Annotated in this window: 16 protein-coding genes; 1 reads left to right on the forward strand and 15 read right to left on the reverse strand. The window is 56.5% G+C overall.

Going from position 1 to position 16,802, the window contains the following annotated elements; all coding sequences use genetic code 11:
* Both VNL73_07190 and VNL73_07195 read right to left on the reverse strand, forming a co-directional pair.
* On the reverse strand, nucleotides 1-365 hold a 365-nt coding region (locus VNL73_07190), incomplete at its 3' end, for a hypothetical protein (protein ID HXF49192.1).
* Nucleotides 362-856, reverse strand: a complete 495-nt coding sequence (locus tag VNL73_07195; protein HXF49193.1) for a helix-hairpin-helix domain-containing protein — start codon at nucleotides 854-856, stop codon at nucleotides 362-364. The genes VNL73_07190 and VNL73_07195, both read right to left, overlap by 4 nt.
* 174 nt (nucleotides 857-1,030) lie before the next feature.
* Between VNL73_07195 and VNL73_07200 the strand changes: the two genes are divergently transcribed.
* Complete coding sequence (locus VNL73_07200; protein ID HXF49194.1) at nucleotides 1,031-2,353, forward strand: T9SS type A sorting domain-containing protein; 1,323 nt, start codon at nucleotides 1,031-1,033, stop codon at nucleotides 2,351-2,353.
* A 13-nt stretch (nucleotides 2,354-2,366) separates the two neighbouring features.
* Here the strand turns inward: VNL73_07200 and tsaE are convergent, their stop codons facing one another.
* Genes tsaE through VNL73_07265 form a run of 13 tightly spaced genes read right to left on the reverse strand, consistent with a single transcriptional unit; the run spans nucleotide 2,367 to nucleotide 16,802 of the window.
* A complete protein-coding gene (gene tsaE, locus VNL73_07205; protein ID HXF49195.1) occupies nucleotides 2,367-2,792 on the reverse strand; it encodes a tRNA (adenosine(37)-N6)-threonylcarbamoyltransferase complex ATPase subunit type 1 TsaE in 426 nt (141 codons plus the stop codon).
* The gene (locus tag VNL73_07210) at nucleotides 2,793-4,352 is read right to left on the reverse strand and encodes a bifunctional response regulator/alkaline phosphatase family protein (protein HXF49196.1); all 1,560 of its coding nucleotides are present in this window, start codon (nucleotides 4,350-4,352) and stop codon (nucleotides 2,793-2,795) included.
* 3 nt (nucleotides 4,353-4,355) lie between these two features.
* On the reverse strand, nucleotides 4,356-5,615 hold the full coding sequence (locus VNL73_07215; GenBank protein HXF49197.1) for an ATP-binding protein: 1,260 nt from the start codon (nucleotides 5,613-5,615) through the stop codon (nucleotides 4,356-4,358).
* Nucleotides 5,616-5,617: 2 nt separating this feature from the next.
* Nucleotides 5,618-6,886: a serine--tRNA ligase gene (serS, locus tag VNL73_07220; GenBank protein HXF49198.1), complete on the reverse strand. Its 1,269-nt coding sequence runs from the start codon at nucleotides 6,884-6,886 to the stop codon at nucleotides 5,618-5,620.
* On the reverse strand, nucleotides 6,886-8,106 hold the full coding sequence (locus tag VNL73_07225; protein HXF49199.1) for a DegT/DnrJ/EryC1/StrS aminotransferase family protein: 1,221 nt from the start codon (nucleotides 8,104-8,106) through the stop codon (nucleotides 6,886-6,888). The genes serS and VNL73_07225 overlap by 1 nt, the downstream gene beginning before the upstream one ends.
* A gap of 32 nt (nucleotides 8,107-8,138) precedes the next feature.
* Nucleotides 8,139-8,786: a class I SAM-dependent methyltransferase gene (locus VNL73_07230; protein HXF49200.1), complete on the reverse strand. Its 648-nt coding sequence runs from the start codon at nucleotides 8,784-8,786 to the stop codon at nucleotides 8,139-8,141.
* Entirely contained in the window at nucleotides 8,783-9,991 is a 1,209-nt protein-coding gene (locus tag VNL73_07235; protein ID HXF49201.1) for a glycosyltransferase family 4 protein, read from the reverse strand. The genes VNL73_07230 and VNL73_07235 overlap by 4 nt, the downstream gene beginning before the upstream one ends.
* Entirely contained in the window at nucleotides 9,988-10,974 is a 987-nt protein-coding gene (locus VNL73_07240) for a glycosyltransferase family 2 protein (protein ID HXF49202.1), read from the reverse strand. Before VNL73_07240 ends, VNL73_07235 begins: the two co-directional genes overlap by 4 nt.
* Entirely contained in the window at nucleotides 10,964-12,346 is a 1,383-nt protein-coding gene (locus VNL73_07245) for an O-antigen ligase family protein (protein HXF49203.1), read from the reverse strand. The genes VNL73_07240 and VNL73_07245 overlap by 11 nt, the downstream gene beginning before the upstream one ends.
* Entirely contained in the window at nucleotides 12,321-13,886 is a 1,566-nt protein-coding gene (locus VNL73_07250) for a lipid II flippase MurJ (protein ID HXF49204.1), read from the reverse strand. Before VNL73_07250 ends, VNL73_07245 begins: the two co-directional genes overlap by 26 nt.
* Nucleotides 13,883-14,950, reverse strand: a complete 1,068-nt coding sequence (gene wecB / locus VNL73_07255) for a UDP-N-acetylglucosamine 2-epimerase (non-hydrolyzing) (GenBank protein ID HXF49205.1) — start codon at nucleotides 14,948-14,950, stop codon at nucleotides 13,883-13,885. The genes VNL73_07250 and wecB overlap by 4 nt, the downstream gene beginning before the upstream one ends.
* The gene (locus tag VNL73_07260) at nucleotides 14,950-16,053 is read right to left on the reverse strand and encodes a DegT/DnrJ/EryC1/StrS family aminotransferase (protein HXF49206.1); all 1,104 of its coding nucleotides are present in this window, start codon (nucleotides 16,051-16,053) and stop codon (nucleotides 14,950-14,952) included. The genes wecB and VNL73_07260 overlap by 1 nt, the downstream gene beginning before the upstream one ends.
* Entirely contained in the window at nucleotides 16,050-16,802 is a 753-nt protein-coding gene (locus tag VNL73_07265) for an acyltransferase (protein HXF49207.1), read from the reverse strand. The genes VNL73_07260 and VNL73_07265 overlap by 4 nt, the downstream gene beginning before the upstream one ends.

Below are 16,802 nucleotides of genomic sequence, written 5' to 3' on the forward strand. Positions count from 1 at the left end.
GCCGTTCCCAAAAATGATTTCTCCCCCGCCGCGCTCGCGCTGAACACATAATCCCCCTTCTTCGAGGGCAGTTTTTGCTCCAGCTCCCATTTTAAAAATTCCGGCCCGGCGGCCAGGAGCTCCCCGGCAAGGGCCAGCCGCAAAACGTGCGACGTTTGACCCGGGTAGGAAACAAATACCCTCGACCCGTTCAAAACCCGGCCAAACCCGTCCGCCACCCGGTCAAAGGCGGTAAGCCCCCGTTCCAAACCCTTCTCCCCGAAATCGACCAATTCCAGTTTCCCTTGCCGGTTGGCAAGCTTTACGAAGCGGGCCCCGCCGGAAAAAATTTCAACCCCCACGGCATCCCTTTGCCAAACGGTCACGGCGTCTCCGCTTTCGGGGAAATACGGGATGGGGCCGAAGAAACGCCCGCATCCGCTTGGCGCTTTTCTTTCAATGTTTTTGTGGGCGTCCGTTCCGACGTCGGCGTCACCCGAACACGGGACGCAAGTTCGGCCAGCTTTTTCGGCCCGATTCCCGCTACGCGCAAAAGTTCCCGAACGTTTTTGAAAGGCCCGTTTTTGGCGCGGTATTCGACTATGCGCTGGGCCAAAGCCGGCCCGATGCCGGGTAAACGTTCCAACTCCGCCAACTCCGCCCGGTTCAAATCAAGGGGGGCAAAATCTGAAACTGCATTTTCTTTCGGCAAGACGGCAAAATGGCTCGGGGGCGCTTCGAGCGTCGAAAGAAGAAGACCGGGCGAAACGGCCCGGTTGTTTTGCTTGTACAGGTTGAAGAAAATCCCCGCAATCAAAACAAGGGTCAAAAAACCGAGAATCTTTCGATCCGTCTGGGAAAATTGACCGGCGGTCATCGGCGGTATGGTAAGCGATTATAAAATCTTGTCAAGCCGTTTCGGGGCGCCGCTTGCGCCGGCGGACACCATCCGGAACCGGCGCAATCCATTTTTTCTGAAAAGAGGCCACTTTTTTGTTTTGTTTAAGGCCAATCTTGCGTATTATATAATTGAAAAGGAGAATCGCCACCGATGAGACCAGCCGCCGCCCCCCTCGCCTGCCTTTTGTTCTTGACGGCCAATGCCTATTCCCAATCCAACTGGCAGAAGGTGGATGTCCCCAGTCTGAACATAAGTGCCGGCGCGGTTTTAAACAGCGTCACCGCATCCGGCGGCCTGGTTTTGAGTTCCGTTTCCGGAGATCCCACGTACAAAGCGGTTCGCTCCACGGACGGGGGTGCCACTTGGGAAACCCCGCCGCTGGCCAACTTGGCGCCGCTTAAATTAAAGGCGCTAAACACCTCCTTTCTTTATGGAGCAAGAAGTGATTCCAATTTCATCATGACGAACATAAACCAGGGGGTCAACCCCTGGACGATCCTTCGTCCCGCCTTGAACATGACGCTGGCCGATGTGCACTACATTAATTCCTCCCCCGGACAGGCCTGGGCGGTGGGGGACTCTCCTTATGTCTCCGTGACCTCAAACAACTGGGGCAGTTTCATAAACCGTCGTTTCCCGAACGATTCGGTCCTGATGACTTCCGTGCACTTCTTCGACAACAACTTTGGTGTAGTCGCCGGCCGCAGCACAAGAACGGGCGATAACGGCAGCGTGATTTTTTCCACTAACGACGGCGGCGTGACCTGGCAGAACCGCAGTCTGCCGGACACTTGTTCTTCCGCCCCCAACTTGGTCGTGGATTTTTTGAATCCCCGCATCGGCTGGGCGGCGCAAACCTGTAATACCATAACGAATTTCTACAAAACCACCGACAGCGGAGCCACCTGGGCCAATCAGGGCATCGTTGACCTTTTTTTCCAGGCCTCCGCCATCGACGCCGTGGATTCCTTGCATGCGTGGGTGGTCGGCCGGTCCGGCCCGAGTAATGGCAGCATAGTCAGGACTTCCAACGGCGGTGCCAGTTGGAACTATGTCACGATCCCGTCTTCCGGTCGCCTTCTTTCTATCACAATGAAGGATACGACCACCGGCTTCGCCTGCGGTCAGTCGGCCACCCTTCTGGTCTATTCCCCCATCAGCACCGATGTAAAGGACGGACGAACCAACCGCCCCAGAAGTTTCGAGCTGTCGCAGAATTACCCGAATCCCTTCAACGGCCAAACCCGCATCCTGTTCACGCTGCAAAAAAGTCAACCGGTGACTTTGACCGTGTACAACCTCTTGGGACAGCCGGTGCGGAAATTGGTTGACGAAACCCGCCCCGCCGGGAAAAACGAGATAAGCTGGGACGGCCGGGACGAACGGGGAATTTCCGTTCCTTCGGGAATTTATCTTTACAAGCTAAACACAACCACGGAAAAACAAATCCGCAAGATGGTGCTGCTGAAGTAGGGGCCGAATACATTCAGCCCTTGCCACCGATTTCTATTTTTCTTTCGTTTTCATCGTTAATCTCAAACCTCACCTTATAAAACGGCCTATCCAACAGGGGCAACGCCAGCTCCGGCCATTCGATTAAGCAAACCCCCTTCCCATAAAGGAAATCTTCCAGATTCAACGCCTCCAATTGCGCTGCCTGCTCCAGCCGGTAAAAATCAAAATGGTAGAGGGGAATTTTGCCCGAGTACACGTTCAGCAGAACAAACGTTGGACTCGTAACCGCGTCCTTGGCTTTCAGCCCGGCGGCGACCCCTTTGACGAACGTGGTTTTCCCGCCGCCGAGCGGGCCGAAAAGCGCCACCACATCCCCCTCTTCCAAACGGGAGGCGAACTCCCTCCCGGCCTGAAAGGTTTCATCCGCTGAACGGGTAACGAGAATGGACGGGGCCAACTATTTCGGCGTTAACGTGGCCACCGGCAGAATCATCTCCTCCATCGAAATCCCGCCGTGCTGGAAGGAGTTCTTGTAGGCCCGCTGGTATTCGTTGAAGTTGGTGGGGTAAACGAAATAAAAATCCTCCTTGGCGATGATGTAGGTCGTCGCCAGCCCGAACATCGGCAGCCGCCAGCGGCGGGGGTCCTTGATTAAGACCGACTGCTTCGGGTCGCAATTGAGGTTGTCCCCGTATTTGTAGCGCAGGCTGGTGGAGGTGTCCCGCTTGCCGTAGGCAATCGCCGCGCGGGTGCCCAAAACGGAGCCGTGGTCGGTGGTGATGACCGCCACGCAGTCCCATTTGGCAATCTGCTTCAAGAGTTCGAACAACGAGGAGTGCAGAAACCAGGTTTGCATCACCGAGCGAAAGGCCGCCTCGTCGTGGGCCAGCTCGGAGAGGATTTCATCCTCGGACCGCCCGTGCGCCAGCATGTCGATGAAATTGTAAACGACCGACAAAAGCGGCACGGAGGAGTAATTGGAGATTTTGCGGGCCAGGTTATCCCCTTCCTGCTGGTCCAGCACCTTGACATATTTCGCCTCCCCCTTCAGCTTGAGTCCCAGCCGGGCGATTTGCGCGTCCAGAAGCTGGCGTTCGTGCCGGTTGCGCGAGGAATCATCCTTGGAACCGGCGCTCCAGGCCTCGGCATCCGCCCGCGCCACGTCGTCCGGAAATACCCCGGCGAAAATGGCGTTGCGCGAAAAGGGGGTCGCGGTGGGCAGAACGGAATAATAGTAATCCCGCTGCACGTTGAAGTATTCGGAAACCAGTCTTTCCACCATCAGCCACTGATCCAGCCGCATGCAATCGATGACGATGAAAAAAACCTGTTTGCCGCGCGAAAGGTGGGGGAAAAGATGATTTTTGACGACGTGGACCGACATCGGCGGCGTATCTTCGCCGGCCACCCAGCGGGGATAGATTTTTTCGATGTATTTGCCGAACTCGACGTTGAATTCTTTTTTTTGGCCGAAATGGGTCGCCTCCAGTCCGACTTCCGGGTGCGCGGCAACCTCCAGTTCCCACTCCGAAAGCTTCCGGTGCGCCTCCATCCAGTCCTTCCAGTGCATCTGGCCGAAAAGCATCCCCCGCATCCGGTTGAACTCGGCAATGTAATCCTGGGCCATCTGGCTGCCGCGGATCTTTCTTGAATCCAAAACCTTTTTCACCACCAGCCAGACCTGGCTCGGGTTGACCGGCTTGGTTAGATAGTCGTCGATTTTTTTGCCGATCGCCTGGTTCATGATGTTTTCCTCTTCCGATTTCGTGACCATCACCACGGGCAGGTTCGGCTTGATGTCTTTGATGTCTTCCAGGGTCGCCAGCCCGTCCTTCCCCGGCATCTGCTCGTCCAAAAGCACAAGATCGAACGGCCGCTTGGAAACGCTGTCCAAGGCATCCTCGCCGGTCGCCACCGGGGTGATTTTGCACCCTTTCCCTTCAAGGAAAAGGATGTGCGGCTTCAGAAGTTCAATTTCGTCATCCACCCACAAAATTTCTTTTAAATCTTCCTTCATCCTTTAACCTCGTTTGGCGCTGTTCGCCGGCAGGGTGATGGTAAAGACGGTGCGCACGTTCGGCATGCTCTCTTCCAAATACAACCTCCCTTTATGATACTCCTCAACGATTCGTTTGGCCAGCGTCAGCCCCAACCCCCAACCCCTTTTTTTGGTCGTAAATCCGGGGTTGAAAACCCGCTTCTGCGCGCCGGGCGGAATTCCCCGCCCGTTGTCGGCCACACGAATCCAAATCTGCTTGCCGGAAGGCTCGGTGCCGGAGGAGACCTCAATGACCCCCAGTTTGGGATCGACCGCCTCGAGGGCGTTTTTTATCAGATTTTCCAGAACCCAGCCGAAAAGCTCCCCGTTCACCTCCACCGGCGGCAGCGCGGCAAGATTATCCCGGATGACCGCCCCGTTCCCCTGCCGGGGAAGCCGCTGCCTGAAATAGGCGATCGACTCCCCAAGCACGGCGTTCAAATCCGCCGGTTTCAGCTCCGGCATCGAGCCGATTTGCCCGAACCGGTTCGCCACCTTTTCCAGCCGCTTCAAGTCGGTTTCCATCCGGGCGGTCACCTCGCGCAGCGCGTCCGGAGTGGTCTTTCCTTCCTCGGTCTGCGTGCGCAAAAGCTCCACCCATCCCATTAGGGAGGAAAGCGGCGTCCCCAACTGGTGCGCCGTTTCTTTGGCCATTCCGACCCAGATGTGGCGCTGCTCGGAGCGCTTGATGTTGCGGAAACCGACGTAGCCGGAGATGATGAAAATGGCAACCAGGGCCAGCTCCACGTACGGCATCAGGCGCAGCCGGTTAAGGATGGGGGGATCGCCGTAGTGGAAAAGCAAAACCAGCTGTCCTTGATAGCGGATTTCCTTGGGAGACCGGTGGCGGTCCATTTCATCCATCGCCTTTTTGACCCGGGCCAGAACCTCCGGCGTTTTGACCGTGACCGTGTCCAGCGACTTGTCCAAAAGCCGCCAGTTCTGGGGATTCCCCGCGGAATCGGAAAAAACCATTGGAAAGCGGGCCTTCTGGATGATGGTCTCGAAAATCAAATCGATGTCGGACGTGGAGGCCTCCGGGTTGATGAGCGCCTGGTAGAGCCGGGCGTACACCTCCACGTTTTGCGTCTCCTCTTCTTTCAACCGCAGGATGACGTCCTGCGTGTAGGTGATGAAAACGAAAGTGATGCCGATGACGCCGAAGAGCAGAAAAACCCGATAAAACAACGAGGCGCCGTAATGGCCGTAAAACTCCGGATTTTTTTTTCGAAAAAGACCCAAAGCTAAACCAGCTCCTTCGTTCCCAAATAGGGCACGAGGACCTCCGGGATTCGAATAGTCCCTTTTTCGGTTTGGTACTGTTCCAAAATGGCAATCACCGTGCGCGGCAAAGCCAGCCCGGAGCCGTTCAAGGTATGCGGGTATTCCGGTTTCGCCTCCGGTGAGGGACGGAAACGCAGATTCATCCGCCGGGCCTGGAAATCTTCAAAATTCGAGCAGGAGGAAACTTCCAGATACTTCCCAACCCCCGGTGCCCAGACCTCCAAATCGTACGTCTTGGCGGAAGCGAACGACATATCCCCGGAGGCCAGAAGTTTGACCCGGTAGTGCAATCCCAAAGCTTGCAGAATCGCTTCGGCATTTTGGACGAGTGATTCCAATTCGTCATAAGAACTCTCCGGGCGGACGATTTTAACCAGCTCCACTTTATCAAACTGATGCACCCGGGTAATCCCGCGGGTATCCTTGCCGGCGGCGCCGGCTTCGCGCCGGAAGCAGGGAGTGTAGGCCGTGACGTAAATCGGCAACCGTTCGGACGGGAGAATCTCCTCGCGGAACAAATTGGTCAAAGGCACCTCGGCGGTCGGGATTAAAAACAAATCATCCTCCTTGAGACCGTACATATCCTCTTCCAGCTTCGGCAACTGCCCGGTGCCGAACATCGAGGCGCGGTTGACCAGAAACGGCGGGGAAATTTCCTGATAGCCGTGTTTTTGGGTGTGCAAATCCAGCATAAAATTGATTAAAGCCCGCTCTAATTTGGCCCCCCAGCCGGAAAAGGCAATAAACCCGGCCCCCGAAATTTTGGCCGCCGCAGCGAGGTCCAAAAGCCCCAGCTTCTCCCCCAACTCCCAGTGCGGCGCGGGCGCGAAAGCAAACCCCGGTTTTTTCCCCCAACTGCGCACCTCCACGTTGCCGCTCTCGTCCGGTGCCACCGGCACGGAGGCATGCGGCAGGTTTGGAATCCAACGCAAGAGCTCTTCGATTTTTTCCTCCACTTCCCGTCGTTCGCGATCAAACTCGGCAATACGGTCGGAGACCGTCTTCATTTCGGCGATGATGCCGGAGGCATCCTTCCCCTCTTTCTTCAAGCGGGCGACCTCCATCGAAACGCTGTTCCGTTTTGCTTTCAGGGCATCCGCCTCCTTGACAAGCTCCCGCCGGCGCTCATCCAGCCGCAAAACTTCGTCGATGCCCCGCCGGTCACCTTTGGCCGCCAGCCCGGCCCGCACCCTTTCCGGATTTTCCCGGATGAATTTCAAATCCAGCATCAGCCCGCCACTGCCGCCTTTCCTTTGGTCCCGACCGGAACCAGATTTGATTTGTAATTGGCTTTCAAGATTTCTCCAATCGTTGAACAGACGTATTCGACATCCTCGTCCCCCATCGCCGGATAAAACGGCGGCGTGAAAATCCGTTGATAGGTAGCCAGTGCGTTGGGGAAATCGGATGGTTTGTGCCCAAGGAACTTGCGATAAAAAGGATGCAGGTGCACCGGAATGAAATGCACGCTGGTGCCGATGCCCCGTGCCGAGAGTCGGCACAGAAGCTCGTCCCGGCCGATTCTCAAGTTTTTCGGTTTGAGACGAATCAGATACATATGCCAGGCATGTTCGGAATGGCCGTTGCGCGGCGGCCGCTCCAGCATATCAAGATAAGGTGTCAGCCATCGGTCATAAAGCCCGGCAAGATGCTTCCGGCGCTCCTGCAATTGAGAGAATTTGGCCAACTGCGAAAGCCCCAAAGCCGCCTGCAAATCGGAGAGGTTGTATTTGAAGCCGGCCGCCACGATTTCATAAAACCAGCTTCCTTCCGAAGTGTAGCGCTTCCAGGCATCCTTGGACATCCCGTGCAGGGCCAGAACAGCCGCCCGTTCGTGAAGTTTTGGATTATCGGAGACCAGCATTCCCCCTTCCCCGGTGGTTAAATTCTTGGTGGAATAAAAAGAGAACGCCGTGGCATCCGCCAGTTTTCCGACCTTGACCCCTTTGTAGCTGGCGCCCAATGAATGCGCCGCATCCGCCAAGAAAAAAAGCTTTTTCTTTTTGGCCAGCGGCTGCAAAGCGTCGTACTCGCAGGGCAGCCCGGCAATATCCACGGAGACGAGCCCTCTCGTTCTCCGGTCAATCTTTTTTGCAACTAAAGATGGATTGATGTTAAAAGTCTCCGGGTCGATATCCACCAATACCGGCTGCGCCCCGCACCAAATAATGGTCTCCACGCTGGCGGCAAAGGTGTAGGGAGTGGTGATAACTTTGTCTCCCTTTTCGATTCCGGCGGCGGCCAAAGCCAGATGCAAAGCCGCCGTGCAGGAATTGACCGCCAAGGCATGCTTGGCGCCGGTGTAAGCGGCCATCTCCGCTTCGAATTTTTTCGCCCTCGGCCCGGTTGTAATCCAGCCGTCCTCGAGGGCGGATCGAACGGATTCGATGTCCGACCCGTCCAGCGACGGTTTGTAGAATGGAACTTTTCTTATATTTTTTTCATCCATTTGTACTTCGACCTAAAACGGTCCTCGGCCTCCTATTTCTTTATCGACCACGCCAGGTAATGTCCGGACAAGATACGGGTTTTTTCCAATAGGTGGGCGAGCGTTATTGAAACGGGCGCCAGCCACCGGGCCAAGGGGGGGAAGATGCCCAACCGCCGAAACCGGAACGACGAGTGCGGAAAAAGACGCCTCAATTCTCCCTTCCCGATTCCAACCGTGTTCGGGTTGGCCGGATGGGAAATGAAAAAATCGAAAGAGACAAAATACCCGCCCGGTTTCAAGACCCTCCAAATTTCTTCCGCAATTTCCTCTCGTGCCGCCGGCGGAAGCACGGAAGAAAACACCGTGAATTGAAAAATCAAATCAAAGGAATCCCCCGGCCACGGAAGCTTTTCCGCCCGCCCCAACACAATTTCGCTTTTGGGCAGGCGTTGCCGGGCAACTTCCACCCGCTCCGGTTGCAAATCGATGGCGCACAGGTTCTCCGGCCGCGCCCCCCAGCTTAAAAAAAGCAAAAGCCAGCTCCCCCATCCGCTGCCGATATCCAGAATTTTCTTTTGTGACAAATCCAAAATCCCGGCTCTCCGAAAAAAACCCGCCAGTTCCCGCTCGATGCAATGCCGGAAAAAAACCACGTCCGGTTGGTAAAAAGCAAACTTGGATTCCCCCGCCCCGCTCATCCGCGGTCCCTTTTTTGAAGAGCCGCCAAAAGCGTTTCCTCCAGTTGGTCCGTCAAAAAAGAGCGCAGCCGGGTTTTTTTCACGTATTCAAGCCCCCGCTGCCCCATCGCCGCCGCTTCGGCCGGATTTTTTTGAAGGAATTGAAACGCCTCCACCAGGGCATCCGGATTGTCCGGTTCCACTACGACTCCGCATCCGTTTTCCCGGATGATCTCCACCAGCTCTCCCTTTTGCCCCGCCAGAACCACTGGCAATCCGGCCGCCATGGAATCCGCCATTTTTGAAGGGATGACCCCCTCCAACCCTGGTCTCCCGGTTAAAGGAATCACCATTGCATCTACCTGGTACAATCTTTCAAACATTTCCCCCACCGGCATTCCTCTTAAGAAACGCACATTGGACAGGGGCCGGGCCCGGCCTTCCACCGCCGGGCGATCAATTCCGTCACCGATTATTTCAAATTCAAACCCGTCTCGCTCCAGCCGTTGCGCCGCCGCAAGAAGGCTGTCAAAGTCGTATGCCCTTCCAAGATTGCCGGCATAAACTACGCGAAATCTCCCGTTCGCTGCCGGGCTCTCCTTTGGCCGGAGATGTGAATCCGCCACGCCGTTCGGGATGAGCCGGATTTTTTCCGAAGGAATCCCGTCCGTCAGAATGGCCTCCCGGAATCCCTTGGTCACTGTGACGAGGATGTCCGCCTTCCGATAAAAAAAAGTCGCCATACGCTTCAGCAAGGAAAACAAGCCCCCCCGTCTCAGCATCCCTACGGCAACCGCCGCCTCTGGAAAAAGATCCGAAACATGCAGAACCAAAATCGAATTGCGCAGCCGTTTCAACAATACTCCAGCCCAGCCGGACAAAAGGGATGGGGATTCAACGATAACCGCGTCCGGTGACGTCTCCAAAAGCACGGCCACCGATGCGGATAACGCAAAACTTCCCTCCGCCAGCGCACGCCCCCATTTGCCGTACCGATTGCCGAGAAAATGAAAAACCCGCAGGACCTCGATGCCGTTCAAATTTTCCCGGAGATACAGCCGTCTGCGATAGGGCTCGATGAGCTCGCCACGCGGATAATTTGGAAATCCGGTCAGGATGGAAACCTGGTGCCCCCGCCTCTTCAGTTCGGCCGCATACTCAGAAATGCGTCTTTGCGGCGCCCCCACTTCCGGCGGGTAATAGAACGTGACGAAAAGAATGTTCATACGGCCGCTTCCACCGGCTTGCGCATTTCCCCTTCCCTTTTTTGTATCAACCGGTCGGTGTTTCTCCACCGGCCGGAAAAAACCAACGCAAGGGCTCCGGCATACCCCTTCCTTTTTCTTCTCCATCGCGGACTGAAAAATGAAAAAAACAGACCGACCTTCCATTTCAAAACCAACTCCAACGTGGATACCAGCCACAGGATGCCGTATTGTGGGCGCGAAAAGTGCTTGTATGCAAAGTACAGCCGTTTCTGATAATAGAACAGTATTTTTCTCCCCGGCTCCCGTTCCAAGCTCTGGCCGGCCTGATGAATCAGCAAGGCCCGCGGCTCGCACAAGATTTCAAAACCGGCCTCCCGCATCCGCCGGCATAAATCAGCATCCTCCCCGCCGAAGAAGAAATTCGGATCAAACCCGCCGACTTTTTCCCATGCTTCACGCGAAACCAGCATGCAGGCGCCGCTGGCCCAACCGATGGGAAACGGCTCCCGGGCTTCCAAAAGTTTTTTCCAAATATCACGCTGCGCACCGGAAAGAAAGGTTTTATTTTCCAGCCAAAACGATTTGCGCAAATCAAATCCGAAACTGTAGGGAGGAAAAACCGACGCCTGCATCCGCCCGTCCGGAAACTGAATGCGGGGCGCAACCAGTCCCGCCTGCGGATTTTTTTCAGCCGTTTCCCAGAGCTTTTTCAAGGCGCCGGAGGCAAACTCGGCATCCGGGTTGATAATCAGGAATCGTTTCCCCCGCGCACGTTTGGCCAAGGCGTTGTGCCCCTCTGCAAAACCCACGTTGACGGCAGAGGGAAACCAGGTCATTGGACAGGGCGCGGCCAAATCGACCCGGCCGTTCCGGCTTCCGTTGTCCCAGACCAGAATCTCACTCCTATGGCCGGATAAAAAGTCGCGCATTGAGTCGAACAGCGGCCCAAGCAGCTCCTCCGCATGGTAATGAACCGCCAAAACCGAAAGCTCAACCCGCATGGGTCCGCTCCTCCGGGACCGGCTGGCGCTGAACGAAAAGCACCATCAAGGCCAGAAGGAAAGCAAAGGTGTAATCCCAAGTTCCGGCGAACAAATACGAAAGTGAAAAGACGGTGAAAACCATCAAAAACCCCCACCTCCAGCCAAGTTCTTCAAGGGTTCGGGCTCCTTGTACCCTCTTCCAAGCAAACCGAACGGTGGAGGCCAAAAGCAAAAGGAAGGCCAGTGTTCCCACCAGGCCCGTCTCGGCCAGAAAGGCGAGCAGAAGGTTGTGGGTGGAAAGACCGTGAACCGACTCAAAGACGGCGATGTTCTTCATTTCCGGAAACTGCGCCATCTCCCCGGCAAATTGTCCCATCCCGATTCCGGCGACCGGATGGGACAAAAATAGTTTCCAAGCGACACCCCACAAAAAAAGCCGTAGGTAAACAGTCCCTCCTTGTTCCGCCAGTTGGGCGGCCCGCCGTTCCACCTGACCGAGCAGGGGAGCCAGTGCCAGAAGCAACACCACGAACAAAAGAACCGCTCCGCTCACCCGGATGACCAGCCGCCGGACCGGCAGCCACTTAAATCGCCGCAGCAAATAACCCGTAATGGGCCAGACGGCCAAAAGCACCCCCACCCCAAGCCAAACCCCCCGCGTCTGGGTCGCAAGGGCCGCCAGCGCAAAGAGAACGACGACCCACCAGCGCCCGGTTTTCAGGCCGAGGGAAAGTCGCGCAAGCTCAAAGCAAAGCACCGGAATGATTAGATGATTCAGCGGAATTCCGGCCAGCCCCAATGACCGCCCCCCTCCGCTGGTGAAAAACTGCCACGAGGCCGAAAGGGCGGCCAAAAGGGCCCAGAAAAAATACCCGCGCCAGATGCGCTCCGGCGGCACGTCCTTCCAGTCGGCGGCCATCGCGTAGAAAGCGAGAAAATACAGCGCGGTATGCCCCCAGTTTATGATGCCGGCTTCCAGGTCGGGGGCGCCGAAAAGGCCGAGCGCAATGGCTACAAGAAAAATCCCGATCGGTTTTTCCAGTCCAGTCCGAATGAAAAATCCGGATCCGGAAAGAATCCTCTTCAGGGCGACAGCGAACACAAGAAAGATGGCAATCCAATCGACGGGCTGGATGGCGATCCCCCCAATCAGATACGGTATGCCGGCGTTGCGAATCAGGAACTGATTAAAAATTAAAACCGCGGGAAAAACAATCCACCGAAAAGTCCGGCTGGACAAAAACAGCCCGACAAAAACTGCACCCGCAACAAAGGCGAGCGAAACCGGCGACCAGAGGGCCAGCCCCGTGCAAAAAAGGGAACCGGCGACGGCCCAAAGAAGAAAGGCCCGGTTCGTTTTGGCGTTATAGGTAAGACCCAAGGACTCCATACGGCGATCTCCCGCCCCATCGGCGGATTAGTTGCAAGCCCTCCAATAGCTCCGGAATTTTAAAGATATAACATCCGGCCAAATAAAGAAACCCAAAAACCAACAGCAACAGAATCTCTTGGACCAACGAACTGCCTCCCATAAAAAAGAGGCGCGCCAACCAAGCCCCCGCAAAGGCCAAAAGGGAAACAAATAGCAGCTTAAAACCATCCGGACCCAAACGCCGCCCAGCCGGAAAGCGAACGGTTTCCGGCCGCCGGCGGAATTGAACGAGCGCCAAGCCGACCAGCGCGGCCGAACCGGCGCCCGCCAGCCCTTCCAATCCCCAGAGTCGGATGGCAGGATACGCGGCCAGACACTTGAACGACAAGGCCCCCAGGCAGAATAGCGCGAGCCGTTTTCCCCTTCCCGCCGCCAGAAAAACGCGGCTCAATACAAAAATGTAGCCCGAGGCCAGAAGCGAGAAAGCAAACGCGCGCAGGCATACGGCCCCCAAGCCGGTGGAACTCGCCCCGAAAACCCCCCGCTCATAAATCAGCCGGATAATCTCCTGCGGGGCGAGGATGAAAAGAACGGACATTGGAATTAAAACAAAATTCAGCCAGCCGAGTGTTTTGGCAAAAAGTTCGGCCGCCTCTTGGTTTTTCCCTTCCGCCAAACGGGCTGACAGTTTGGGAAAAACCGCCTGCCCCAGGGGATAAATTAGAAGCGCGATCGGAAGCTGTACGGGCAGCGAGGCGTAATAGAGCGCGGAAAGCGACGCCGGCGGCAAAAAGGAGCCGAAGAAGCGATCCAAAAGCACCATAAGCTGACCCAAAACGGCAATCAATAAAACGTACGAAAACCCCTTCCATGCGGCCGCTTCCGGTTCAACATCCGCCGACTTCTCCACAGGAACTGGGGAAGCGGCGGGGGGATAAAAAAAAAGCGCCCCAAACAAAAGCGCCGCCGGCAAAAGCCCCCCCGCGGCCCACCCCCAAGCCAGGGCATAAACGGAAAGTTTCCCGGAAAACAAAACCACGAAACCGAAGACCGCAGCCGCGGTCAAAAGCGGGCTTAGCGCCGTAAGGCCGAAGCGCCCCTCCATCTGGTAGAAGCTCCGCAGAACGGCTTCCATCGCCGTGCCGAAAACGAACAGCAGAAGAATTTGAAAGGCCCGCACGCTGAACGGAATTTCAACCGCCGCAAGCCCCGGGGCGAACAGTTTTACGCACAACGGGGCGGAAAAATAAAGAACGCCCAAGAACGCTGTCCCTCCCAGTAAAACCCAAAGCAAAAACCGCCGCAGGGCCGCCGGGCGGCTCTCCTTGAGCCGGGCGAAATACGGAATCAAGTAATCCGGTAACGCATAGTGAAAAATTGAAGAAAGAACGGTGGGGAAGGCCGAGGCCGCCACATACAAGTCAAAAGCCCGCCCCGTGCCGAACTTTGCCGCCACGACCACTTCCCGCAAAAAACCCAAACCCCGTGCCGCCAAAGACCCCAGGGCCAGAGCCAAAGTGGCCCGGCGTATGCCGTACTCTTTGGGCGCTTCGGTCATAGGGAGGAAATGAAGCGGACTATTTTTTCCGAGGCCCGGCCGCCGCCAAAAAGCTGGAGGGGATATTTTCTCTTACTGATGCGAGCCGATGAGAATCGTTTCACTTTGGAGGCGTCCAAATCCACCAGCCGGCAGAAATTTCCCGGCAAAAGCTCCGTCCACTCCGTCCTTGGGCGCAGAATCAGACAGGGGCGCGAAAGAAAAAACGCCTCCCGCTGCAGCCCGCCGGAATCGGTCAAGCAGAGCCGTGCGCCGTCTAAAAGCGCGAGCGATTGCAAATAACCGACTGGTTCAATGAAGCGCAGATTTTTCAGCTTCAGAATCCGTTCCAAAAGACCAAACTCTTCCAGCCGCTTGCGGGTGCGGGGATGGGCGGGAAAAACAACCGGCCCTTTAAGGGATTCCAAAATCCGCACCGCTTGCTCCAGCCGCAAGGGGGTATCGACGTTTTCCGCCCGGTGCAGCGTGATATAGGCATATTCCCCGGGCGATACGCCCCACATGGGGTCCAAACCCGCCTTCCGCGCCAAAGGCAGAAATTTGAGCGTCACATCCAGCATCACGTCCCCGGTATGCACCGCCTTCCCGCGCACTTTTTCGGCTTTCAACAGTTGAACCTTTTGCGGTGTCGGGCAAAAAAGATAAGCCGATAGATGGTCGGCGGTGACCCGGTTTATCTCCTCCGGCATCTCCAGTTGGTAACTTCGCGGCCCCGCTTCCACGTGCGCCAGCGGAATTTTGTTGTAAGCCGCCGCCAAAGCCCCGGCCAAAGTCGAGTTCGTGTCGCCGTAAACCAGAACCAAGTCCGGTTTTAGTTTGGGCAGAAGCTCGTCCAAGGCACCGACCATTTTCCCCGCCTGCCGGGCGTTCGTGTCGGAGCCGACCCCCAAAAAAAAGTCCGGTTTCGGAAGCGCCAGCTGGTCGAAAAAAATTTGCGAGAGCTCGAAATCGTAATGCTGGCCGGTGTGAACGATCAGTTCTTCGTGTTTTTGACGCAGAAGGGGCGAAAGCACCGCCAGTTTTATAAACTGCGGCCGCGCCCCGACCACCGAGACGACGCGCATCAGTCCCGGTAAAATTCCCGGATGGAAGCCGCCACGAAATCCTGCTCCCCGTCGGTAAGCTCCGGGAAAATGGGGAGGGACAAAACTTCCACCGCACGTTTCTCTGCAATCGGCATGCTTCCTTTCTTATAGCCCAACGGCAGGTAACACTCCTGCTGATGCAGGGGCAGGGGATAGTAGATTTCCGTGCCGATTTCCCGCTCGGTCAAAAACTTCCGCAGCTCATCCCGTTTGGGAACGGCAAGCGTGTATTGGTGATAGATGTGATAGTTGTATTCCGGCTCGAAAGGAGTCTCAACCGGCACTCCCGCTAAAAGCTGGTTGTACCGCGCCGCTTTCTTCCTTCTCCCCTCGGTCCAGCCATCGAGGTGGTTCAGCTTGACGGACAACGCCGCCGCCTGCAGGGTGTCCAGCCGGGAGTTGTAACCCACGATGCCGTGATAATACTTCGGTTTGGAGCCGTGCACCCGCAGCTTGCGAATCATTTCCGCGTCCGCATCCGAGGCGCAGGTGACCATCCCCCCGTCCCCCAGCCCCCCCAGGTTCTTGCTCGGGAAAAAGGAAAAACAGCCGAACCGCCCGATGGTGCCCGCTTTTTTCCCCTTATACTTTGCCCCGATCGCCTGCGCGGCATCCTCGATGACCGGAAGCCCTTTCGAGTCCGCCAGCTCCATAATCCGGTCCATATCCGCCATCTGGCCGTAGAGGTGCACCGGCATGATCGCCTTGGTCTTGGAAGTAATCTTTTTGGCGATCAGTTCCGCCGTCACATTGTAGGTCTTCGGGTCGATGTCGGCGAAAACCGGCGTGGCACCGAGGCGCGAAATCACCCCCGCGGAGGCAAAAAAGGAAAAAGTGGAGGTGACAACCTCGTCGCCGGGGCCGACCCCGCAGGCCCGCAGGGCCAGAAGCAGGGCGTCCGTTCCGGAAGCCACGCCGATAGCATGTTTCGCGCCGCAAAAAGCGGCCGCCTTCTCCTCGAACTGCTTCACCTCCGGCCCCAAAATAAACTGCGTGTGGGCCAGAACGTTCATGATGGCCGAATCCAGTTCCGGCTTGATCGTCTGATACTGCCTTTTCAAATCCAATAGGGGTACCTTCATTTCCACTCCTGGTTTTCCAAAAGCTGTTCACTCGGAACATCCCTTAATTCGCGGGCCGGCACCCCCGCCACGATTTTCCGCGCCGTCGTGTTCTTGGTGACCAAGGCCCCCGCCGCCACCAAAGTATCCTCGGCGATCACCTTCCCCGGCAGAATCGTGGCGTTCACCCCGATCCGCCCCCCCTTCTTGACCGTGACTCCCTTGAAATGCTTGAAGCGCTCCTTGGTGCGGCCGACGAAGTTGTCGTTGGAGGTCGCCACGCAGGGAGCCACGAACACCCGGTCTTCCAATTCCGAATAGGCCGTGATGTAGGCGTTCGTCTCCAGCTTGCAGCAGGAGCCAATTTTACAGAAGTTTTCAATCGCCACTCCCCGGCCGACGATGGTAAAGTCGCCGACCGTGACGTTTTCCCGCACGGTGGACAAATCCGCCACCAGAACTTTATTCCCCAGAACCGACCCGGCATAAATCACCACCGAAGTGCCGATGATGCAGTTATCCCCGATTTTCGCCGGAGGCAACTCTTGTTCTTTTGTGACGGCCGAGTTGGCCGCCCGCATCGGCTGCTTGCCAATGACGGTATTGTCGTCGATGCGGACGTTGGCACCGATTTCGCTTCCGTCTTGGATGATCACGCCGTTGCCGATGAGGCACCCGGCGCCGATTTTCACTTTTGCGCCGATGACGGAAAACTCTCCGACTTTAGTTCCCTTTCCCAGTTTGGCGCTTTTGGCTATTTTGCTGGCCAT

Source organism: Verrucomicrobiia bacterium, from assembly GCA_035574275.1.
Lineage (GTDB): Bacteria > Zixibacteria > MSB-5A5 > DSPP01 > DSPP01 > DSPP01.